This window comes from Pseudomonas koreensis (genome assembly GCF_036668835.1).
In the GTDB taxonomy this organism is placed as follows: domain Bacteria; phylum Pseudomonadota; class Gammaproteobacteria; order Pseudomonadales; family Pseudomonadaceae; genus Aquipseudomonas; species Aquipseudomonas koreensis_I.
The window spans coordinates 189,682-212,693 of sequence record NZ_JAZEVW010000007.1 but is presented as its reverse complement, the minus strand read 5'-3'; the positions used below and the strand labels follow the sequence as shown (position 1 = coordinate 212,693).

The window sequence follows — 23,012 nt, the reverse complement described above, 5'->3', positions numbered from 1 at the left end:
CGGCCAACATTCCAGTTTTCCTGACGGAGAGAAACAGCCTTGGATTGGCACACCCTGCTCAACCGCGAACGCCTCGGCAAACCGCTGCACAGCCCTCAAGAACTTGGCCGCAGCCCGTTTCACAAAGATCATGACCGGATCATCTTCTCCGGCGCCTTCCGCCGACTCGGGCGCAAGACCCAAGTGCATCCGGTCACCAGCAATGACCATATTCATACGCGCCTGACCCATTCACTGGAAGTCAGCTGTGTCGGCCGCTCGCTGGGCATGCGCGTCGGCGAAACCCTGCGCAGCGCCCTGCCCGAATGGTGCGACCCGGCTGACCTCGGCATGGTCGTGCAATCGGCGTGTCTGGCCCACGACATTGGCAACCCGCCCTTCGGCCATTCCGGTGAAGACGCCATCCGCCACTGGTTCCAGCAGGCCGCCGGACGCGGCTGGCTCGATGGCATGAGCGACGCCGAACGCGGCGACTTCCTCAATTTCGAAGGCAATGCCCAAGGCTTCCGCGTCCTTACGCAACTGGAATACCACCAGTTCGACGGCGGCACCCGCCTGACCTACGCGACCCTCGGCACCTATCTCAAATACCCGTGGACTGCACGCCACGCCGACTCGCTGGGCTACAAGAAACACAAATTCGGCTGCTATCAGAGCGAACTGCCGCTGCTGGAACAGATCGCTCACAAGCTCGGCCTGCCGCAAATCGAAGATCAGCGCTGGGCGCGCCATCCACTGGTGTACCTGATGGAAGCGGCCGACGACATCTGCTACGCGCTGATCGATCTCGAAGACGGCCTCGAAATGGAGCTGCTGGAATACGCCGAAGTCGAAGCGCTGCTGCTCGGCCTGGTCGGCGATGACCTGCCGGAAACCTATCGCCTGCTCGGCCCGCAAGACTCGCGCCGACGCAAACTGGCGATCCTGCGCGGCAAAGCCATCGAGCACCTGACCAACGCCGCCGCACGCGCCTTCGTCGAACAACAGGACGCCCTCCTCGCCGGCACCCTGCACGGCGACCTGGTCGAACACATGCACGGCCCGGCCAAACGCTGCGTACTGAACGCCAAAGACATCGCGCGCAAAAAAATCTTCCAGGACAAACGCAAGACCCTGCACGAAATCGGCGCCTACACCACCCTGGAAATCCTCCTCAACTCCTTCTGCGGCGCCGCGCTGGAACAACACAACGGCCGCACCCCGTCCTTCAAAAGCCGGCGCATCCTAGACCTGCTCGGCAGCAACGCTCCCGACCCGCAAGGCTCGCTACACACCTCGTTCCTGCGCATGATCGACTTCATCGCCGGCATGACCGACAGCTACGCCAGCGACATGGCACTGGAAATGACCGGACGGTCCAGCCACTGAGCCCTGCGCAAGCGCCACAAAGATCAACAGCCCCTCACCCTAACCCTCTCCCGGAGGGAGAGGGGACTGACCGCAGTGATTGGAAGAGCTGCGCCGACATGACATACCGAGTCGAACTCAGGTTCTGAACGGCCCATAAATCGGCTCCCTCTCCCTGGGGAGAGGGCTGGGGTGAGGGGCGAATCCACCGAAAATCTCAAGCCATACGGCGCTTCTAACCACTCAACAATGAGCGCCAGCTCGAGTGCTTTTGATCTTGCCTAACCGGCGACATCGGAAGGCTGAGCGAAGGGATTGATCCGGGCGTAGGAGCGCAGCGACCGTCTGGCGCAGCCAGACACAGCGGAAGTAGGTGCAGCGCAGCAAACCGTAGCCGCTGCGCCCGGATCGATCCCGCAGCGAAGGGACCCGAGCCTGCGAGGGCCGAACGCAGGAGCCAAGCCTTTTGGTTCCTTTTTGGCGTTTGAAAAAGGGACTCGCCGTAAGGGCGAAACCGCCAGAAGCAACACCCGCAGCACCGGATATTCACCCAAATAAAAACCAACACACCCATAACTTTAAACAATAAAAAAACGCGATCCCCGCCAACACTTACCACTCATTCAAGCCAAACTAAAAGCCCATCCCGATCCTGCACTTCCTTACGCCAAACCCAGTTCAACTGTAGTCCGCTTCCTCATTGATTGTAGGACTTATCCGATACTATGACGCAGACCCCGTCACTCCCTGCGAGTGCTCATACAACTGAGCTAAGGTGCGCGCTTTATTCGCGCTCGCATGGGATTTGATTATGAACTCCGTTTTTATCGTCGACGATCACCCGGTCATCCGTCTCGCCGTTCGCATGCTGCTCGAACATGAAGGTTACAAGGTCGTCGGCGAGACCGACAACGGAGTCGATGCCATGCAGATGGTCCGCGAATGCATGCCCGATCTGGTCATCCTCGACGTAAGCATTCCCAAACTGGACGGCCTGGAGGTGCTGGCCCGCTTCAACGCCATGGGTTCGCCGCTGAAGATCCTGATCCTGACCGCACAGTGCCCTACCCTCTTCGGCATTCGCTGCATGCAATCCGGCGCCTCGGGCTATGTCTGCAAACAGGAAGACCTGAGCGAACTGGTCAGTGCGATCAAGGCAGTACTTTCCGGTTACAACTACTTCCCGAGTCAGGCATTGAATCCGGTTCGCAGTGACGATGTTCGTTATGCCGAACTTGAACTGTTCAAATCCGTCAACGATCGCGAGTTGATGGTCTTGCAACTTTTTGCCCAGGGCCGCACCAACAAGGAAATCGCCAAAGGCATGTTTCTAAGCAATAAAACCGTCAGCACTTATAAAAAACGCCTGATGCAAAAACTCAAAGCCAAATCCCTTGTAGAACTTATTGAGATGGCCAAACGCAACGCACTCGTGTGAGAACCTCATGCCCAGTCGTTTGAAGAACTATCTATTGGCGTTGAGCGCGAGTCTGCTCCTGAGCAGCAACGTCTGCGCCCTGACTGATACCTCGCCGGATTACGCCTTGCTCAGCCGGTCGGCGAGCGAAGCAGTCACGGTCATGCTCGACCGGCCACAGCGGCAGTGGCTGCTCGAACGCAACGAACTGGTGCTGGGAACTTCGGCACCCGATTATCCGCCCTTTGACATGACCGTCAGCGGCAAGGATTACGAAGGCCTCACCGCCGACTACGCCGGACTCCTGAGCCAGGCCACCGGTCTGCCGATCCGGGTGCAGCGATTCCTTTCGCGCGATGCAGCGATTCGCGCCTTGCTCGATGGCCAGGTCGATCTGCTCGGGACCGCCAACGGTTTCGAAGCCAGCAACGCCAACCTTGCCCTGTCGACCCCGTACGCTTTTGATCAGCCCGTGCTGGTCACCCGCGAGGACGAAACCCGCTCGCTCAGCGAAGGCCTCGCCGGGCTGCGGCTGAGCATGGTCTACCACTATCTGCCGTTGTCAGAAATAAAGGCGCTGTATCCGAAAGCGCTCATCACCTGCTACCCCTCCTACCAGAACGCAATCAACGCGGTGGCGTTCGATCAGGCCGATGTGTTTCTCGGCGATACCCTTTCCACTCACTACATGATCAACAAGGGCTACCTGAACAACGTGCGCATGGCCAACTTCGGCAAGCAGGAAGCCCAGGGCTTCAGCTTTGCGGTGCGCCGCAGCAACCCGCAACTGTTGGGCATCATCGACCGCGTGCTCAAAGCCGTGCCGGCCAGCGAACGTGACAGTATTGCCAAACGCTGGAGCGCCGGTAGCGATCTGCTGCTCAGCGAGCAGAAACCGCAACTGACTGAACGCGAAGAAGCCTGGCTCAAACAGCATCCGGTGGTCCGCGTGGTGGCCAACGAGGCGTTTGCACCACTGACGTTTTTCGATAACGACGGCAATTTTCGAGGCATCAGCGCCGACCTGCTTGAGCTGATCCGCCTGCGTACCGGTCTGCGTTTCGAGATCAGGCGCAGCCGTAACGACGCGGAAATGATCGAGCAGATCGATCGCCATCAAGCCGATCTGATCGCCGCGCTGCTGCCGTCGGAAGAACGCGAGAAACATCTCGGTTTCAGTCGGCCCTATCTGGAAAACTCCTACGTGTTGCTCACGCGCAAAAGCGCCGACGGCCCGACCAATCTCGGCCAGTTGCGCGGCAAGCAATTGGCGATTGCCCAAGGCAGTCCGATGGTCGACTACCTGCGCGAGGAATATCCGCGCATCCATCTGATTGAAACCGCGGACACCTTCAGCGCAGTGTCGCTACTTGCCGAAGGCCGGGTCGACGGCGCGGTGAACTCGCTGGTCATCGCCAACTACTTCATTTCCTCGCGGATCTTCAACCAGCCGCTGCAGATCACAACCACCATTGGTACCCGTCAGGCCGCATTTTCACTGGCGATGGCACGTGACAACGCCGAGCTGACGTCAATCATCAACAAGGCGCTATTAAGCATCGCACCGAATGAACTGGGCGTGATCAATGGCCGGTGGCGCGGTTATTCCACTGCTTCGCAGAACATCTGGCACAACTACCAGCGCCTGTTCTATCAGGTCATTTTGGGAGCATGCCTGCTGTTGTTGCTGCTACTGGCGTGGAACGCCTACATGCGTCACCAGATCAAGCAGCGCCAGGCCGCCGAACGCGCGCTGAACGATCAGCTGGAGTTCATGCGTTCACTGGTAGACGGCACGCCGCATCCGATTTACGTGCGCGACCGCCAGGGTTTGCTGCAAAGTTGCAACGAAAGCTACCTCGAAGCATTTGCTGCCAAGCGTGAGGACGTGATTGGCAAAAGCGTCATTGAAGGCACCCTGAGCAATGCTTTCGAGGCCAATGCCTTTCACGCCGATTACCAGCGAGTGGTTGCCGAAGGCACACCGATGGTGGTTGACCGGCCGTTGCATATCGGCAATCGCCGCTTGACGATCTATCACTGGATATTGCCGTACCGCGATTCCAGCGGCGCTGTACAGGGCATCATCGGTGGCTGGATCGACATCAGTGAGCGTCGTCAGTTGTTCGATGAACTGCGCGCGGCCAAGGAGCAGGCGGACGAGGCCAACCGGGCGAAAAGTACTTTTCTGGCGACCATGAGCCATGAGATCCGCACACCGATGAACGCGGTGATCGGCATGCTCGAACTGACTCTCAAACGCATGGATCAACAACACCCGGATCGTTCTTCGATCGACACCGCCTACCATTCGGCCAAGGATCTGCTCGGTCTGATCGGCGACATTCTCGACATCGCGCGCATCGAATCCGGGCGCCTGAGCCTGTGTCCGGAGCGGGTCAATCTGGTCGACACCGTGGCATCGGTCACGCGTATTTTCGACGGTCTCGCCCGGCAGAAAAACCTCGTCCTGCAAACCCTGCTCAACCCACCGGAGCTGGCCGTCGATGTCTATCTCGACCCACTGCGCTTCAAGCAGGTGCTGTCGAATCTGGTCAGCAACGCGATCAAATTCACCGAGCAAGGCCAGGTCAGGATCACCCTTGATCTGATGAACACCGAAGTGCCCGGCCGCGCGCTGATGCAGTTGACCGTGCAGGACAGCGGCATCGGTATCAGCGCCGAGGATCAGCAACGCCTGTTCGCGCCATTTGCCCAGGCGCAAAACAGCCATCGGCAAGGCCGAAGCGGCGCCGGTCTGGGCCTGGTGATCAGTCGCAACCTGTGCGAAATGATGGGCGGGCAACTGCAATTGAGCAGCCAGCCGGGTATTGGCACTCAGGTGTGCGTCACACTGGCTGTGGAAACGCTACCGGCTCAGGTGAGTGCCGGCAAAAGCGAAGCTGCGATCAAAACAGCGCGAACCCCGCTGTACGTGCTGGTGGTGGACGATCACCCGGCCAACCGCCTGCTGATGTGCCAGCAGTTGGAGTTTCTCGGCCATCGCTTCAGCGTTGCCGAAAATGGCTGCGCCGGTCTGGAATTATGGCGGGCCGGCCAATTCGATCTGGTGATTGTCGACTGCAACATGCCGCTGATGAACGGCTATGAGCTGACCCGCGCCATTCGCCAGCATGAAGCACAGACGCGCATCCCGCCTTGTACGGTGCTGGGCTTCACCGCCAATGCGCAACCGGAGGAAGTCCAGCGTTGCAAACAGGCCGGCATGGACGATTGCCTGTTCAAACCGCTGAGTCTGAGCCTGCTCAGTGAATGGGTCGATGGCATCACGCCGACTTCGCCGGGCCCGGCGTTCGATCTGCAAAACCTCGACATGCTGACCGCTGGCAACCCGGCGCAGACCCAACGCCTGCTGGCCGAGTTGCTCAAGAGCAGCCGCCTTGATCGCCAGGAGTTGCTGGCCTTAGCGCCGGCCAATGACCGCGCGGCGCTGGCGGCGGTTGCGCACAAGATCAAAGGCGCGGCACGGATTGCGCAGGCCGCGCGGGTCATCGAATGTTGCGAAGCCCTTGAACAGGCTTGCATCAATGCGGCGTCACAAGATGAGCTGGTCGGCCATTGCGAGGCGAGCAACCGGGCGATGCTCGAACTGGAGCAGGCCTTGCAACAACAATTGACACTGTCGGAGCAAAGCACAATGAGCTTGCCTTAACTATGCTGGGTGCTGAGCAGTGAGTTAACCATCATGGAGAGCCAGAAATGCCCAGCCCACTGCGCCCGGAACAACGCCGGTTACCGCTGCATGTGCACATCAGCGTCATGTTTACCTGCCTGCTGCTGCTCACCGGGGTCGTGCTGGGGATATTCAATTACCGCCAGACCACACAGATCATCCTGTCGAGCAGCGAGAAACTGTTCGACAGGATCGAACAGGACGTGCGCCTGGACATGGCCGCCACCTACCAACCGATCCGTCATCTGCTGAGTCTGCTGGCCGGTGATCCGGCCACCCAGGCGACCAATCTCGAGCAACGCCTGCCCTTGCTGCGATCGTTCAGTCAGTCACTGACCGACAACCCAAGCCTGGCCTCGCTGTACCTGGGTTATGCCAACGGCGACTTTTTCATGGTGCGGCCATTGCGCAGCGCCGCCCTCAAGACCTTGCTCAAGGCGCCCGAGGCCGCAGCGTTTCAGGTCTGGAGCATCGAGCACGATGCGCAGGGCAGCCTGCACTCGCAGTCACTGTTCTTCGACCCGGCGCTGCTGCCGGTCGGGCGTCAGGACAACCTCGCCGACCGCTACGATCCGCGCAGCCGCGCCTGGTTCACCCAGGCGCGCGAGCAAAACGAGCAGATCACCACCGAGCCCTACGTGTTTTTTTCCACGCATAATGTCGGCACTACCCTGGCCCGACGCAGTGGCGACACCGCCGTGATCGGTGCCGACCTGACTCTGGTCGCCTTGTCGGCAACCTTGAGCAAGCATGTGGTCACGCCGTCCACCGAAATCGCCCTGTTCGATGCCGACGGCAACGCCGTGGCCTACCCGGACAGCCATCGTCTGATCGTCGAGGGCAGCACGGCGAGCCTGGCCAAAGCTGCGGATCTGAGTCCCGCCCTGCACGCGCTGCTGACGGGTGCACCCCGGGGCAATCGCCTGACCGCTGATGGCCGCCAATGGATCGTCGCACGCAGCACTGTCGAGGAAGGCGGACCGCAGGGCTTGCAGTTGGCCCTGTTGGTGCCGGAAGACGAATTGCTCGTCGATGCTTACCGCATGCGCTGGCAAGGCGCGCTGATTACCTTGGCGATATTGCTGCTGTGCCTGCCGCTGGGCTGGGTGATCTCGCGGATTCTGGTCAAACCGCTGCACGCGCTGGTCAAGGAAGCCGACGCGATCCGCAGTTTCAATTTCGACTTTCCCTCGGCACGCCGCTCGCCGGTCCTGGAGGTCGACCAGCTCAGCGTGTCGATGGCGCGGATGAGAGACACCCTGGCGAGCTTTTTTCGCATCACCGACACCCTCGGCGCGGAAACGCGCTTCGCCTCTCTGTTGCAGCGAGTGCTGTTCGAAACGGTGCAGATCGCCCAGGCGCAGGCCGGGCTGATCTACCTGCGTGAAAGCGACAGCACGCGCATGGAGCCCTACGGTCTGGTCATCGATGGCACGCCCCAGGCACTGGAAACCTTCGAGTTACAAGGTCACGACCTGCAGCAAGGCAACGCCCCCGAGTGGTTCGAACAATTGATCAGCGCGAACAATGTCGTCAGCCACTTGGGTTTTGATCAGGCCGGGGACCTGCAAAGGGTCCTGCTGGCGATGCAAACGCCACGCATCCATCTGATCGGCATTCGTCTGCACAATCGCCATGACGAAACCATCGGCCTGCTGATTCTGCTGGTCAATGACAGCGGCACCACGGCCGATCTGGAAAAACTGCGACCGGACCGTATCGCCTTTTTGCAGGCGGTTTCCGGAGCAGCCGCGGTGAGCATCGAGAGCCAGCGCCTGCAAGCGCGGCAGAAACAACTGCTGGATGCATTCATTCAGTTGCTGGCCGGCGCCATCGATGCGAAAAGCCCCTACACAGGCGGGCATTGCCAGCGCGTGCCGGAGCTGACACTGATGCTGGCTCAGGCGGCAGCAGCCAGCGATGCGCCGGCCTTCCGTGCCTACAAGCCCAGCGAAGATGAATGGGAAGCGCTGCACATCGCCGCGTGGTTGCACGACTGCGGCAAGGTGACAACGCCGGAATACGTGGTCGACAAGGCCACCAAACTGGAAACCATCAACGACCGCATCCACGAAATTCGCACGCGTTTCGAAGTGCTCAAGCGCGATGCCTGGGTCAGCTATTGGCAAGCACTTGCCATGGGCGGCGATGAGTCCGCCCTTACGGGCCTGCGCGATACGACGCTGGCGGCGCTGGATGACGATTTTGCGTTTGTCGCGCGTTGCAACCTGGGCAGCGAGGCCATGGCTGAGGTCGATCTGCAACGCCTGAACACACTGGCGCAGCGCACCTGGATGCGTACGCTGGATGACCGTCTGGGCGTGTCGTGGGAAGAGAACCGGCGTCAGGCACGCACACCCGCGCCAAGCTTGCCGGTCCGGGAAAAGCTGTTGGCGGACAAGCCCGAACACTTGCTCGAACGCGACCCCAACGAGCTGATTCCCGAAGACAATCCGTGGGGTTTCAAACTCGATGTGCCGCGCTACAAATACAATCGCGGCGAACTCTACAACCTGAGCATCAGCCGCGGCACACTGACACGCGAGGAGCGCTATGTGATCAACCATCACATGGTGCAGACGATCATGATGCTCAGCCATCTGCCCTTCCCCGGCCACCTCGAAAGCATTGCCGAGATAGCCGGCGGCCATCACGAAAAAATGGACGGCACCGGTTATCCGAAACGCTTGAGGCGCGAAGAAATGAGCCTGCCGGCGCGGATGATGGCGATTGCCGATATCTTCGAGGCATTGACCGCTGCCGATCGCCCGTACAAGAAAGCCAAGACCCTGAGCGAGGCATTGGCGATCATGGCCGCCATGTGCCGCGACGCGCACATCGATGCGCAGTTGTTTGGCCTGTTCATCAACGAAGGCGTGTACCGGCAGTACGCCGAGCGTTTTCTCGATCCGGCGCAGATCGACAGCGTCGACCCGGCCAGCCTGTTGCTCAAGGCTAGCCTCGATCCGTGATCAGCAGTCGGTCAGACGCAGGAAAATCGCCGCCAGTTGCTCGATGCCGGCCTGATCCTGCGCAGCGAAACGCGAAAGTTTCGGGCTGTCGAGATCAAGCACACCGATCAGGCGACCGTCCTTGACCAGCGGCACGACCAGTTCACTGTTCGAAGCGCTGTCACAGGCGATATGACCGGGAAAGGCATGTACGTCTTCGACGCGCTGGGTTTGCCGGGTGGCAGCTGCCGCACCGCACACACCGCGACCGAAAGGAATGCGCACGCAAGCGATCTGGCCTTGAAACGGGCCGAGCACCAGTTCTTCGTTGCGATTGAGGTAAAACCCGGCCCAGTTCAGGTCATCGAGCTGGTTGAACAGAAAGGCCGAAAACTGCGCGGCGTTGGCGATGAAATCGCGCTCGTCCGCCAGCAGCGATTCCAGTTGTGCCGCCAACAGACCATAGCCTTCAAGGCCCTGGCCACTTTGTTGCAGATCGATCATGCCTTGTGCTCCAGCAATTTCAGGCCCACCCAATAGCGGGCAAACTGATACGCGCAACGTCCGTTGCGATTGCCGCGGCCGGTGGCCCAACGCACGGCGAGAATATCCAGCGCTTCGTCACGCTGCCAGCTCAGGCCGGCCTTCGCGGCCAACTGGCCTATCCAGTGTTCGACGACGTTGAGGAAATGTTCTTGGGTAAACGGGTAGAACGACAGCCACAGGCCGAAACGGTCCGACAGCGCGATCTTGTCTTCAACGGCTTCGCTGGGATGCAGTTCGCCGTCGACGCGTTTCCAGTTTTCGTTGTCGCTTTCCTTTTCCGGCACCAGATGGCGACGGTTCGAGGTGGCGTACAGCAAGACGTTGTCCGGCGCCTGTTCGAGCGAGCCGTCGAGCACGCTTTTGAGCACCCGATAATCGCCTTCGCCGGATTCGAACGACAGGTCATCGCAAAACAGCACGAAGCGTTGCGGCAGTTTGGCGATCTGCTCGACCACCCGCGGCAGATCCGCCAGATGGTCGCGCTCGATTTCGATCAGGCGCAGGCCAGCCGTGGCGTGTTCCGCCAGCAGCGCGCGCACCAGCGACGACTTGCCGGTACCGCGCGAGCCCCAGAGCAACGCATGATTGGCCGGCATGCCATCGAGAAACTGTTGGGTGTTGCGTCCCAGTTGTTCCAGTTGACGGTCGACACCGATCAGGTCGGACAAGCGCATGTCGAGGCTGACTTCCAGCGGCAGCAGATAACCGCTGCGCCCGTCGCGCTGCCAGCGCGCGGCCAGACAAGTGCCCCAGTCGATCACCGGCCGTGGCGCCGGCAACAACGGTTCGATGCGCGCCAGAACCGACTCGGCGCGTTCAAGAAAAGCATTCAATCGGGAATCCACGTCTTCTCCTCGGGCACATTCACAGTGATGATGACGATCCAGCGACGACAAACAGCCCCAAATCACCCGAGCAAGCCTTGTTACAAGGCGATTCGGGAACCTCGGTATCCATACATGATCGACTATGCTTGAGCAGCGAAGGGAAACGGAAGTGGTTCAACACCCCATGGATATCAAATTCACCCACCGGCTGTCGTTCAAACAAGCCAGGCTTACCGTGCTGGTCGGGTTCATTCTGGGCACGCTGCTCAGCCTGCTGCAAATCGGCATCGATTATGCCAGCGAAGACGCCTCGATCAACCGTGAAATCCTGTCTCTGCTGGAAATCAGCCACAACCCGGCTTCACGCATCGCCTACAACATCGATGCCGAACTGGCGCAAGAGCTGACCTTGGGCTTGTTGCGCTCGCCGGCGATCATCTCGGCGACCCTCACCGACAATAACGGCACAGTACTGGCCAACGTCAAGCGCCCGGAGCTGCAGAGCGGCTATCGGGTGATCAGCGATTTTCTGTTTGGCGCCAAGCGCCAGTTCGAGGATCGCCTGTATCTGGATCATCTGCCCAACGAATCGCTTGGCGTATTGAATCTGGAAGTCGACACTTACGCCTTCGGCAGTCGGTTCCTGCGCCGGGCCGAGATCACCCTGCTCAACGGTTTCGCCCGTAGCCTGCTACTGACCGGCATTCTGCTCGCGCTGTTCTACGTAATGCTGACCAAGCCGTTGGTGCGGGTCATCCGCGAACTCAGCGGCCGCGACCCGCGCAGCGCCGAGCCGACCACTCTGGAATGCCCCGCTGGCCATGCCAACGATGAAATCGGCGTGCTGGTCAAAGTCGCCAATCAGCAATTCGAGAACATTGCCACAGAGATCCAGCAGCGACGCAATGCGGAAAACCGCCTCACCGACTACCTCGGTCAACTGGAAAACATCGTCTCGGCGCGCACTGCCGAACTCAAGGCCATCAATGCGCGGCTCAGTCAGTCCAATCAGGAACTGGAAGTCGCGCGCAGCACCGCGCTGGATATGGCCGAAGCGCGCTCGGCGTTTCTCGCCAACATGAGCCACGAAATCCGCACGCCGCTCAACGGCCTGCTGGGGATGATCGCACTGTCACTCGACGGCCCGCTGAACGCCGAACAGCAGCAACAACTGTCGATCGCCCACGACTCGGGCAAGGTGCTGGTCGAGCTGCTCAACGACATTCTCGACCTGTCGAAATTCGATGCCGGGCAACTCGAGCTCGAACACATCCCGTTCGACCTCGGCTCGCTGATCGAAGACACCGCCAACCTGCTGTCGCAGAACGCCGCGCCAAGCGTCGAGCTGACCTGCCTGATCGATCCGCACTTCCCGGCGCTGGTGCTCGGCGATCCGACCCGAGTGCGGCAGATCGTCAGCAACCTGTTGTCCAACGCGCTGAAATTCACCCGCTTCGGCCGGGTCGATGTACGTCTGTCGACTTACAAGGAAGGCGTACGCATCGAAGTCTGCGACACTGGCATCGGCATCGCTCAGGAAGCGCAGTTGAAAATCTTCCAGCCGTTCACCCAGGCGGGCGCCGGTATCACCCGCCAATACGGCGGCACCGGCCTGGGGCTGGCGCTGACCTACAACCTCTGCGAAGCCATGCAGGGCCGGCTGACGATCAGTTCCGAGATCGGTTTCGGCAGTCAGTTCTGCGCCGAGCTGCCCCTGCCCTGTCATACCCGGGCTCTGGCACCGGCGCCGCTGCAAGGGAAGATTCTCGCCATAACCGCAGCCAGCAGTGGTCTGGCGGAACTGCTGCAAAGTCTGCTGCCGGTCTGGGGCCTGGCGTATACGCAGCGCACCATCGATGATTCGCTGCTGGGTCTGACACCTGACGTGCTGATTACCGATTGCCCGGAGTGCCTGTTCGGGTTGCGACCGACCATCACCGCACCGATTCTGCTGGTGACGGCCTACGGCAGTTTCCTGCCGAGCGAAGAAGCCGCCGCCCTCGCCCCTCTGCAACAACAGGCCCGCCCGCTGGCGCGTAACGCGCTGTACCAGAACCTGCGGCGCACGTTGCAGCCGGAAATAATCGCGATCAACGATGCGCAGCAAGACGCATCGACCGCAATCACTCGCGGGCGGGTGTTACTGGTCGAGGACAACCCGGTCAATCAACTGGTGGCCAAGGGCATGCTCGGCAAGCTGGGTTGCGAAGTCGTCGTCGCCGCCCACGGTGCCGAAGCGCTGGATCAGCTTGAATTCAACGATTTCGATCTGGTGTTGATGGATTGCAACATGCCGGTAATGGACGGTTACGAAGCGAGCCGGCAGATCCGCCAGAGCGGACGCTGGCCGCAGCTGCCGATTGTCGCCCTGACCGCCAACGCCATGTCCGAGGAACGTGAACGCTGCCGCGCGGCCGGCATGAGCGATTATCTGGCCAAGCCGTTCCGCCGCGAGGAGCTGGCGGCCCTGCTCGATCAGTGGGTGCCGACTACGCCAGCACCTTGATCTGCGCCAACAAGTGGTCAAGGCCGTCACGCAATTCATTGAGCCGGTTCAGGTCTACTCCGCTGTCGCATAACAGGCGGGCCTTCAGCGGCCCGACCTGCTCACGCAGATGCTGTCCCGCAGTCGTCAGGCTCAAGTGCACTTCACGTTCGTCACGGGCCGAACGTTGGCGCTGCACCAACTGCAATTGCTCCAGACGTTTGAGTAGCGGCGTCAATGTGCCCGAATCCAGCGCCAGACGCTCGCCCAGAGCTTTGACGGTCGGTTGCTGCGGTGCGGCGTCCTGCCATTCCCACAACACCAGCATCGCCAGGTATTGCGGGTACGTCAGGCCAAGCTGATCGAGCATCGGCTTGTAGGCGCGAATCACCGCTCGCGAAGCGGCGTACAGCTTGAAGCACAACTGGCTGTCGAGCTTCAGCGAATCGCCCGGCAGGCTGCTCATTTGAGCAAGGCTTCGATCTCGCGGCTCAGGTCCTGCGGCTTGGTCGCCGGGGCGAAACGCTTGACCAACTGGCCGTCCTTGCCGATCAGAAACTTGGTGAAATTCCATTTGATGCCTTGCGAGCCGAGCACACCGGGCGCGCGTTTCTTCAACTGCACGAACAACGGATGAGCGCCGGCGCCGTTGACCTCGACCTTTTTGAACAGTGGAAAGCTGACACCAAAGTTCAACTCACAGAACTCGCTGATCGCGCCTTCGTTACCCGGTTCCTGTTTGCCGAACTGGTTGCAGGGAAAGCCCAATACCACCAGGCCCTGGTCCTTGTAGGTCTGCCACAGTTCTTCGAGACCCTTGTACTGCGGGGTGAAACCGCACTTGCTCGCGGTGTTGACCACCAGAACCGCTTTGCCGGCGAAATCGGCCAAGGTCTTTTGTTCACCCTTGATGGTGGTGCACGGGATGTTCAGCAGGTTGTCGCTCATGAGACAGGCTCCACGAAGGGTCGGCAAAGTCCAAACATAGCGAGCAATTCAATTGTGTGCAATTTAATTACTCGATAAAAAGGCGACCCGGCGGTCGCCCTGTTGACGCTTACTCGCGTGGCTCGAGATTCAGGCACACCGAGTTGATGCAGTAGCGCAGACCGGTCGGTGGCGGGCCGTCAGGAAATACATGGCCCAGATGCGCATCGCAGCGCGCGCATTTCACTTCGGTACGGATCATGCCGTGGCTGGTGTCACGGATTTCGGTCATCGCGCTTGCGCCGATCGGCTCATAAAAACTTGGCCAGCCGCAGCCGGAGTCGAATTTGGTTTTCGAATCGAACAGTGGCTCGTTGCAGCAGACACAGTGATAGACACCATCGGTCCTGGTGTCGTTGTATTTGCCGGAGAACGGGCGTTCGGTGGCACTGAGGCGGCACACGTTGTACTGCTCCGGATCGAGCATGGCTTTCCATTCTTCCAGGGTTTTCTGCATCTTTTCCATCATCACACCTCAGCGGCTGAAAAAGCCCGATCTGTACCTTTTCCACGGATCGGGCGGCACGTATGATTGCGCCTCGTCACGCACCAGTCTGGCAGCCAGACCGGTCGCATTCAAACGGATTATCCGAGCCGCGGCTCGATCGGTCCGCCTGTGTGAAGACGCAGGATTCCCAGTACGGTTGTCCATTCGCCGCCTGGATCGTTCATTTTCAGGATCACATCGCCATGCAGTTCAGCAAATCGAACAAGCTCGCCAACGTCTGCTACGACATTCGCGGCCCGGTGCTCAAGCACGCCAAACGTCTGGAGGAGGAAGGCCAGCGCATCCTCAAGCTGAACATCGGCAACCCGGCACCGTTCGGTTTCGAAGCGCCGGACGAAATTCTTCAGGATGTGATCCGCAACCTGCCGACCGCGCAAGGCTACAGCGACTCCAAAGGCCTGTTCAGTGCGCGCAAGGCAGTCATGCAGTATTACCAGCAGAAAAACGTCGAAGGTGTCGGCATCGAAGACATCTACCTGGGCAACGGCGTGTCCGAGCTGATCGTGATGTCGCTGCAGGCGCTGCTCAACAACGGCGACGAAGTGCTGGTGCCGGCCCCGGATTACCCGCTGTGGACCGCCGCCGTCAGCCTCGCCGGCGGTAACGCCGTGCACTACCTGTGCGACGAGGGCGCCGGCTGGTTCCCCGATCTGGCCGACATCAAGGCCAGGATCACCCCGAATACCAAGGCGATGGTGATCATCAACCCGAACAACCCGACCGGCGCGGTGTATTCGAAGGAAGTGCTGCTGGGCATGCTGGAAATCGCCCGGGCGCACAATCTGGTGGTGTTCTCCGACGAGATCTACGACAAGATCCTCTATGACGATGCCGTGCACGTCTGCACCGCCTCGCTGGCGCCGGACCTGCTCTGCCTGACCTTCAACGGTCTGTCGAAGTCCTACCGCGTGGCCGGTTTCCGCTCGGGCTGGATCGCCATTTCCGGGCCGAAGCACAACGCGCAGAGCTACATCGAAGGCATCGACATGCTGGCCAACATGCGCCTGTGTGCCAACGTGCCGAGCCAGCACGCGATCCAGACTGCGCTGGGCGGCTATCAGAGCATCAATGATCTGGTGCTGCCGCAGGGTCGCCTGCTGGAACAGCGCAACCGCACCTGGGAACTGCTCAACGACATTCCTGGCGTGAGTTGCGTCAAGCCGATGGGCGCGCTGTATGCGTTCCCGAAAATCGACCCGAAAGTCTGCCCGATCCACAACGACGAGAAATTTGTCCTCGACCTGCTGCTTTCGGAAAAGCTGCTGGTCGTGCAAGGCACGGCATTCAACTGGCCATGGCCGGACCACTTCCGTGTGGTCACCCTGCCCCGCGTCGACGATCTGGAAATGGCCATCGGCCGCATCGGCAACTTCCTCAAGTCCTACCGCCAGTAACTGGCCAGCAGTGCGCAACGGCTGAATGTTGCGCACTGTCTGATTCAGCAACACTTCTGCGCTGCGCCTGCGCTTATGCCTTCTACACTTGCGTTTCGTGCCCGCTGACAGCGTCCGGGGTAATGGCGACGGGTCGCGGCTGCTCGTCATCCTTGTCCTGATACGACGTGGGAAATGTGCCCGATACCGGGGAATTCGGTGTAGGACACAGTTTGAAATAGTCACCCAGTTGAATAGCCCGGTGCAGCACCTTATATACCCCGCAGTACGCTACATCTTTAGCTTGAGGAGATTTCTACAACCATGATGCGCATCCTGCTGTTTTTGGCCACCAACCTGGCGGTCGTGCTGATAGCCAGCATCACCCTGAGCCTGTTCGGCTTCAACGGGTTCATGGCGGCCAACGGGGTCGACCTCGACCTCAGTCAGCTGCTGGTTTTCTGTGCCGTCTTTGGTTTCGCCGGCTCGCTGTTCTCGCTGTTCATCTCCAAGTGGATGGCGAAGATGAGCACGGGCACCCAGATCATCAGCCAGCCGCGGACCCGGCATGAACAATGGCTGCTGCAAACCGTCGAGCAACTGTCCCGCGAAGCCGGGATCAAGATGCCCGAAGTCGGTATTTTCCCGGCCTACGAAGCGAACGCCTTCGCCACCGGCTGGAACAAGAACGACGCGCTGGTCGCGGTCAGCCAGGGCCTGCTCGAGCGGTTTTCGCCTGATGAAGTCAAAGCCGTACTGGCCCACGAGATCGGCCACGTGGCCAACGGCGACATGGTCACGCTGGCGTTGATCCAGGGCGTCGTGAACACCTTCGTGATGTTCTTTGCGCGGATCATCGGCAACTTCGTCGACAAGGTGATCTTCAAGAACGAAGAAGGCCAGGGCATCGCCTACTACGTGGCGACCATCTTCGCTGAGCTGGTGCTGGGCATTCTCGCCAGCGCGATCGTCATGTGGTTCTCGCGCAAGCGCGAATTCCGCGCCGACGAAGCCGGCGCCCGTCTGGCCGGCACCAACGCGATGATTGGCGCCCTGCAACGCCTGCGCGCCGAACAGGGCCTGCCGGTGCACATGCCGGACACCCTGAATGCGTTTGGTATCAACGGTGGCATCAAACAGGGCTTCGCCCGCATGTTCATGAGCCACCCGCCGCTGGAAGAGCGTATTGACGCGCTGCGTCGTCGCGGTTGATTCCGAAAGTGATAAAAACAAGGCCCGCAGTGATGCGGGCCTTTTTTATATCTCGGGGTTATGCGTCGCGAGTGCCGGCCTCATCGCGAGCAAGCTCGCTCCCACAGGGCTGGTTGTGGAACACAGATTTTGTGTACACCATCAATACCTGTGGGACCGAGCTTGCTCGCGATGAGGCCAGTAAGTGCGACAAAACCTATCGGCTTGAGATGCGGTAAACCCGCTCCAGCAACTCCGTCACCCCCGCATCGGAAAACCTCGGGCTTTCGGCCAACACATCCTGTTCTTCCAGCCTCTGCACCTGCCAGCCCTCACCGAGCAACCGCTGCACCTCTTCATCATCCACCGCAAACGGCGGCCCGGGCATTTGCGCCTGCGGGTAATCGAGAGTGATCAACATTCCCTGCACGCCCGGCGCAAGGATCTGCTGCAAATGCTCGGCATAACGCTCACGCATCGGCGCCGGCAACGCGATCAGCGCGGCGCGGTCGTACAACGCCGTGCAACCGGCAACATCCTGCGCCGTCAGCGCAAAAAAGTCCCCGCACCACAGCTCAAAGGCATCACTGTGGTAAATCTTGAAAGCGCCCTTCTGGCTGATCTGCGGTTCAACCTTGTGCTCGCTGAAAAAATCCTCGATGGCTTTTTCCGACAACTCAATCCCGAGCACCTGATGGCCGCGCTCGGCAAGCCACAGCAAATCCAGGCTTTTCCCGCACAGCGGCACCAGCACGCGCGCCGAGGGCTCAATCGACAGGTCGGGCCAATAGCGCTGCAAATACGGGTTGGCCTCGGGCTGATGAAAGCCGATCTGGTTGGAATCCCATTTCTTGTACCAAAACTCAGGCTGCATGCATCACTCCCGAAAAATCGATGAAAAACCGCGAAAACTTATATTAGATTCAAATCAGTCAACTGACCGAAGATGAGCCATCTTAACCTTCAGGACTCCCCTATGTTGCCCAGCCTGTTCATTTCCCATGGCTCGCCCATGCTCGCTCTGGAACCCGGTGCCAGCGGCCCGGCACTGGCGCGGCTGGCGGCTGAATTGACAAAACCCAAAGCCATTGTGATCGTTTCCGCGCACTGGGAAAGCCAGGAGTTGTTGGTCAGCAGTCACCCGCAACCGGAAACCCGGCACGACTTCGGCGGTTTTCCCCGCGCATTGTTCGAGGTGCAATACCCGGCACCAGGCAATCCGCAACTGGCCGCTGAAGTCGCCGCCCTGTTGACCGCAAACCACCTGCCGGCGCGCCTCGACCCGCAACGCCCGTTCGATCATGGCGTCTGGGTACCGCTGTCGCTGATGTATCCGCAAGCGGACATTCCGGTGGTGCAGGTGTCGCTGCCGAGCCACGCGGGGCCGGCGCTGCAAACGCGGGTTGGCCGAGCGCTGGCGAGCCTGCGCGATCAGGGCATTCTGCTGATCGGCTCTGGCAGCATCACTCACAACCTGCGCGAACTCGACTGGCATGCCGGCCCCGAGAGCGTCGAGCCGTGGGCGAAGGAATTTCGTGACTGGGTCATCGGCAAGCTCGCTGCCGATGATGAGACGGCGCTGCATGATTACCGCCAGCAGGCGCCGAATGCCGTGCGCAGTCACCCGAGTGAAGAGCATTTGTTGCCGCTGTACTTTGCGCGGGGTGCCGGGGGTGAGTTCAGTGTGGCGCACAAGGGGTTCACGATGGGGGCGTTGGGGATGGATATCTATCGTTTTGGCTGACGCCATCGCCAGCAGGCTAGCTCCCACAGGTTTTTTTGTGAACCCGAAAGACAGGCAAAAAAAATCCCCGAACCAGTCGGGGATTTTTTATGTGCGATCAATCAGCCCGAGGGCGGATCAATCTTCGCGGTAGCGACGCAGTTTCAGCTGCTTGCCGGCAACGCGAGTGTCCTTCAGTTTGGTCAGGAGTTTGTCCAGACCATCTTCCGGCAGCTCGACGAGGCTGAAGCTGTCACGCACCTGGATGCGACCGATCGCTTCGCGGGCCAGGCCACCTTCGTTGAGGATCGCGCCCAGCAGGTTTTTCGCTGCGATACCGTCACGCGCGCCCAGCGCGGTACGGCAACGAGCACGGCCTTCGCCCAGAGGCATTGGCGCGCGACGCTCGCGGTCACCACGATCAGGGCGATCACCGGAACGCTCAGGACGGTCGCCACGCGGTGCGTTGTTCGGCACCAGTGGACGCTCCTTCTCGATCGCCGCCAGGTTCAGCGCTTGACCATTGGTAGCTTTGCGCAGCAGGGCTGCAGCCAGTGCACGCGGGGTGCAACCGATGTCAGCAGTCAGGCGATCGAGCAGATCACCGTGGGTCGACTCGGCATCGCCAACCAGTGGCGACAGGCTGTTGGTCAGTTTCTTGATGCGTGCATCGAGAACGGCCTGAGCGTCCGGCAGGCGGACTTCAGCAACCTTCTGACCGGTGACACGCTCGATCACTTGCAGCATGCGGCGCTCACGCGGAGTCACCAGCAGCAGCGCACGACCTTCGCGACCGGCACGGCCGGTACGGCCGATACGGTGCACGTAGGATTCCGGATCGTACGGCATGTCAACGTTAAACACGTGAGTGATGCGCGGAACGTCCAGACCACGGGCAGCAACGTCGGTGGCGACAACGATGTCCAGACGGCCATCCTTGAGCGAGTCGATCACGCGCTCACGCTGGTTCTGGGCGATGTCACCGTTCAGCGCCGCGGCTTTGTAGCCTTTGGCGTCGAGGGCGCTGGCCAGATCCAGAGTCGCTTGCTTGGTGCGCACGAACATGATCAGCGCGTCGAAGTCTTCGACTTCCAGCAGGCTGAGCACGGCCGAAGTCTTCTGGTCAGCGTGAACCAACAGGTGAGCCTGTTCGATCGCGGTAACGGTCTGGGTCTTGGTCTGGATCTTGACGTGTTGCGGATCGCGCAGGTGGCGTTCGGCAATGGCGCGGATCGACTGCGGCAGGGTCGCCGAGAACAGAACGGTCTGACGGGTCGCTGGCAGAGCCTTGAAGATGACTTCCAGGTCATCCATGAAGCCCAGTTTCAGCATTTCGTCCGCTTCGTCGAGAACCAGATGGTTCACGGTCGACAGGACTTTCTCGTCGCGACGCAGGTGGTCACACAGACGACCCGGAGTGGCGACAACGATCTGTGCGCCATTACGGATAGCCTTGAGTTGCGGGCCCATCGGCGCGCCGCCGTAAACAGCCACGACAGTAACGCCTGGCATTTGCTTGGCGTAGGTTTCAAAAGCGGTTGCTACTTGCAGCGCCAACTCTCGGGTTGGCGCCAGGATCAGGGCTTGCGGTTCGCGCTTGGCAGGATCGATGCGGTGCAGGATAGGCAGTGCGAACGCGGCGGTTTTACCGGTACCGGTTTGCGCCTGGCCAATCATGTCCTGGCCGGCCATGATGATCGGGATCGATTGCTGCTGAATCGCCGAAGGCTCTTCGTAGCCAGTCGCTGCGACGGCTGCAAGAATATTCGGGTTGAGATTAAAAGCGGCGAATCCGCCGGTTTCCTGGGTCATGGGTCTGCCTCTAAGTGCATCCGCAAAGACCCATGCTCCAAAGCTGCGCATGCCGTGTTGAGACTCAAGAGTCGCCCTGGCAGCTTTGTCGGCGGGGATTTGCGAAAACGAATGAATGAAGATGGATCGTCAAGGAAGAGCCCGCAGTGCGGACGTGCAGCCGAAGCTGACTTCGGGAAATTGCGCTACCTAAACGCGGCCCGGTTAAAGGCCGGCGCGCACTATACCGGATTTTGCCCGAAAAGGGAGCTTTTTTTATCGGCCGTATCGCTGTGTCAGCGCTGTGTAACGGGGTTTTGCAGATAATCGCGCCAGGGTCTATTTTGCAAAGGCCCGCCCCGGCGTGCGATGCCGCTTAAACGATTCATCGAGCTGTGACATACCGTCGCGGCGCCGCTCTTCCCGCCCGAGGATTCAGCCATGAATCAACCCTGCCCCGGCCGCGTCAGCCGCGAACGACGCGGTCACGTCCACCTGATCGGCCTCGATCGGGCCGCCAAACGCAACGCCTTTGATCTGGACCTGCTGAATGATTTGAGTCTGGCCTATGGCGAATTCGAGGCAGACAGCGACGCGCGGGTGGCGGTGGTGTTCGGTCATGGCGAACATTTCACCGCCGGCCTGGATCTGCTCAACGCCAGCGCTGCTCTCGCTGAAGGCTGGCAGGTGCCGAACGGCGGTTGCGATCCGTGGGGCGTGTTCGTCGGGCCACGAGTGAGCAAACCGGTGATCGTCGCCGCGCAGGGTTACTGCCTGACCATCGGCATCGAGCTGATGCTGGCTGCAGACATCAACCTTTGCGCCAGCAATACCCGCTTCGCGCAAATGGAAGTGCAGCGTGGGATCTTTCCTTTTGGCGGCGCGACATTACGTTTTCAGCAGATCGCCGGTTGGGGTAACGCGATGCGCTGGCTGCTGACCGGGGATGAATTTGATGCTCACGATGCGTTGCATCTGGGCCTGGTGCAGGAAGTGATGGCCAGCGAAGATCTATTGCCCCGGGCGATCGAGCTGGCCGAACGGATTGCCCGGCAGGCGCCGCTGGGCGTGCAGGCGACTTTGATGTCGGCACGGCAGGCGCGGTATGAAGGAGAAATGGCGGCGGCACAGGGACTGCCTGCACTGGTGAAAAAGTTATTGAACAGTGAAGATGCCAAGGAGGGGGTGAGGTCGCTGGTAGAGCGGCGGCCTGGGGTTTTCAAAGGGGTTTGAAAGTTGCAGCGTTCGTGATGCCGCCCTCGCGAGCAAGCTCGCTCCCACAGGGTTTGCGTCGTACAGGAAAGCTGTGAACGACTCGGTCACTGTGGGAGCGAGCTTGCTCGCGAAGGGGTCGGCACTGACAACTCAAGTGGCCGGGCGAATACTGTTGATCAACGACTGCAACGAATAGCCCAACCGCGGCGCCAGCGCTTGCGCCCGTGCCGTCAGCGCCTGCATGTCGAGCACCTGATCCAGATCCGCCGGAACAATCAGAATCACATTGCCCTCCTTCACCGGCAGCTCCCAGTAATGCCGGTGATAGAGCCCGCGCAGCAACGCCGCGCCCAGCGGCTTGCCGTCATCCGTCGCCCATTGATTGATCACCAGCCAGCCGCCCGCATTCAGGCGCTTCTGGCAGTCGCCGAGAAAGCTCCAGGCCAGATGCCCGACGCCCGGGCCGACGTCAGTATAGAGGTCGACAAAAATCAGGTCCGCCGGTTCTGCGCTCGGCAGCAAATCGAGGGCATCGCCGACCCGAATGTACAAACGCGGATCGTCATCCAGCCCCAGGTATTCGATTGCCAGGCGCGGCACATCGGGGCGCAGTTCGATGGCTTCGACGTCTTCCAGCGGCAGAAATTTCAGGCAGGCCTGGGTCAGCGTGCCGGCGCCGAGGCCGAGAAACAGCGCGCTTTCCGGCTGTTCATGACACAGCGCGCCAATCAGCATGGCGCGGGTGTAGTCATATTCGAGCCAGCTCGGATCGGCGGTAAACACGCAGCTTTGTTCGATGGCATCGCCGAATTCGAGAAAGCGGTAGTCGGCCACTTCCAGCACGCGAATCACGCCGAACTCATCCTGTACTTCGGCGAGCAGATGCTCGACGCGCTCCTCAGTCATTTCGTCTCCTGATGGTCACCGGGCGCGGTGACGCGATGGCACTGCTGTGGT

General features: G+C 60.4%; 17 protein-coding genes. 9 read left to right on the top strand and 8 right to left on the bottom strand.

The window, feature by feature from the left end; all coding sequences use genetic code 11:
* The first annotated feature begins 39 nt into the window (after positions 1–39).
* From V6F91_RS20430 to V6F91_RS20415, 4 genes are all read left to right on the top strand, one after another.
* Complete coding sequence (locus tag V6F91_RS20430; RefSeq protein ID WP_203418868.1) at positions 40–1,368, top strand: deoxyguanosinetriphosphate triphosphohydrolase; 1,329 nt, start codon at positions 40–42, stop codon at positions 1,366–1,368.
* Between the two features lie 790 nt (positions 1,369–2,158).
* Positions 2,159–2,785 (top strand): response regulator transcription factor, encoded by a 627-nt coding sequence (locus V6F91_RS20425; protein WP_208941065.1) that lies wholly within the window; start codon positions 2,159–2,161, stop codon positions 2,783–2,785.
* A 7-nt stretch (positions 2,786–2,792) separates the two neighbouring features.
* Positions 2,793–6,437 carry a transporter substrate-binding domain-containing protein gene (locus V6F91_RS20420; protein ID WP_332767574.1) on the top strand — a complete coding sequence of 1,215 codons (3,645 nt, stop codon included), beginning with the start codon at positions 2,793–2,795 and terminating at the stop codon, positions 6,435–6,437.
* A gap of 47 nt (positions 6,438–6,484) precedes the next feature.
* Positions 6,485–9,430 (top strand): HD domain-containing phosphohydrolase, encoded by a 2,946-nt coding sequence (locus V6F91_RS20415; RefSeq protein WP_332767572.1) that lies wholly within the window; start codon positions 6,485–6,487, stop codon positions 9,428–9,430.
* Here the strand turns inward: V6F91_RS20415 and V6F91_RS20410 are convergent, their stop codons facing one another.
* Together V6F91_RS20410 and V6F91_RS20405 are read right to left on the bottom strand one after the other, a co-directional pair.
* Entirely contained in the window at positions 9,431–9,913 is a 483-nt protein-coding gene (locus tag V6F91_RS20410; RefSeq protein WP_208940319.1) for a GAF domain-containing protein, read from the bottom strand. It abuts the gene before it with no gap.
* On the bottom strand, positions 9,910–10,800 hold the full coding sequence (locus tag V6F91_RS20405) for an ATP-binding protein (RefSeq protein ID WP_332767570.1): 891 nt from the start codon (positions 10,798–10,800) through the stop codon (positions 9,910–9,912). The genes V6F91_RS20410 and V6F91_RS20405 overlap by 4 nt, the downstream gene beginning before the upstream one ends.
* A gap of 166 nt (positions 10,801–10,966) precedes the next feature.
* Here V6F91_RS20405 and V6F91_RS20400 point away from each other — a divergent pair, with 166 nt between their 5' ends.
* Positions 10,967–13,288, top strand: coding sequence for a hybrid sensor histidine kinase/response regulator (locus V6F91_RS20400; protein ID WP_332767568.1), 2,322 nt, complete (start codon positions 10,967–10,969; stop codon positions 13,286–13,288).
* Here V6F91_RS20400 and V6F91_RS20395 read toward each other — a convergent pair.
* From V6F91_RS20395 to msrB, 3 genes are all read right to left on the bottom strand, one after another.
* On the bottom strand, positions 13,272–13,733 hold the full coding sequence (locus V6F91_RS20395) for a MarR family transcriptional regulator (protein WP_332767566.1): 462 nt from the start codon (positions 13,731–13,733) through the stop codon (positions 13,272–13,274). The two genes, V6F91_RS20400 and V6F91_RS20395, sit on opposite strands and share 17 nt — an antisense overlap.
* Positions 13,730–14,215 (bottom strand): glutathione peroxidase, encoded by a 486-nt coding sequence (locus tag V6F91_RS20390; protein WP_093099714.1) that lies wholly within the window; start codon positions 14,213–14,215, stop codon positions 13,730–13,732. Before V6F91_RS20390 ends, V6F91_RS20395 begins: the two co-directional genes overlap by 4 nt.
* A 109-nt stretch (positions 14,216–14,324) precedes the next feature.
* Positions 14,325–14,720 carry a peptide-methionine (R)-S-oxide reductase MsrB gene (gene msrB / locus V6F91_RS20385; RefSeq protein ID WP_208940315.1) on the bottom strand — a complete coding sequence of 132 codons (396 nt, stop codon included), beginning with the start codon at positions 14,718–14,720 and terminating at the stop codon, positions 14,325–14,327.
* A 224-nt stretch (positions 14,721–14,944) separates the two neighbouring features.
* On the opposite strand from msrB, the gene V6F91_RS20380 reads away from it, so the two are divergent.
* Both V6F91_RS20380 and htpX read left to right on the top strand, forming a co-directional pair.
* Positions 14,945–16,156, top strand: a complete 1,212-nt coding sequence (locus tag V6F91_RS20380) for a pyridoxal phosphate-dependent aminotransferase (RefSeq protein ID WP_332767562.1) — start codon at positions 14,945–14,947, stop codon at positions 16,154–16,156.
* Positions 16,157–16,459: 303 nt separating this feature from the next.
* Positions 16,460–17,347 (top strand): protease HtpX, encoded by an 888-nt coding sequence (gene htpX, locus V6F91_RS20375; RefSeq protein ID WP_123466521.1) that lies wholly within the window; start codon positions 16,460–16,462, stop codon positions 17,345–17,347.
* A 196-nt stretch (positions 17,348–17,543) separates the two neighbouring features.
* On the opposite strand, the gene V6F91_RS20370 is transcribed toward htpX, so the two are convergent.
* Positions 17,544–18,200 (bottom strand): thiopurine S-methyltransferase, encoded by a 657-nt coding sequence (locus V6F91_RS20370; protein ID WP_332767559.1) that lies wholly within the window; start codon positions 18,198–18,200, stop codon positions 17,544–17,546.
* A gap of 102 nt (positions 18,201–18,302) precedes the next feature.
* Between V6F91_RS20370 and V6F91_RS20365 the strand changes: the two genes are divergently transcribed.
* Positions 18,303–19,070, top strand: a complete 768-nt coding sequence (locus V6F91_RS20365) for a class III extradiol ring-cleavage dioxygenase (protein ID WP_332767557.1) — start codon at positions 18,303–18,305, stop codon at positions 19,068–19,070.
* Between the two features lie 117 nt (positions 19,071–19,187).
* On the opposite strand, the gene V6F91_RS20360 is transcribed toward V6F91_RS20365, so the two are convergent.
* Positions 19,188–20,861, bottom strand: coding sequence for a DEAD/DEAH box helicase (locus V6F91_RS20360; protein ID WP_090284939.1), 1,674 nt, complete (start codon positions 20,859–20,861; stop codon positions 19,188–19,190).
* A gap of 420 nt (positions 20,862–21,281) precedes the next feature.
* Between V6F91_RS20360 and V6F91_RS20355 the strand changes: the two genes are divergently transcribed.
* The gene (locus V6F91_RS20355) at positions 21,282–22,073 is read left to right on the top strand and encodes a crotonase/enoyl-CoA hydratase family protein (protein WP_332767554.1); all 792 of its coding nucleotides are present in this window, start codon (positions 21,282–21,284) and stop codon (positions 22,071–22,073) included.
* Between the two features lie 132 nt (positions 22,074–22,205).
* On the opposite strand, the gene V6F91_RS20350 is transcribed toward V6F91_RS20355, so the two are convergent.
* Entirely contained in the window at positions 22,206–22,961 is a 756-nt protein-coding gene (locus tag V6F91_RS20350; protein WP_332767552.1) for a spermidine synthase, read from the bottom strand.
* Positions 22,962–23,012: the final 51 nt, after the last annotated feature.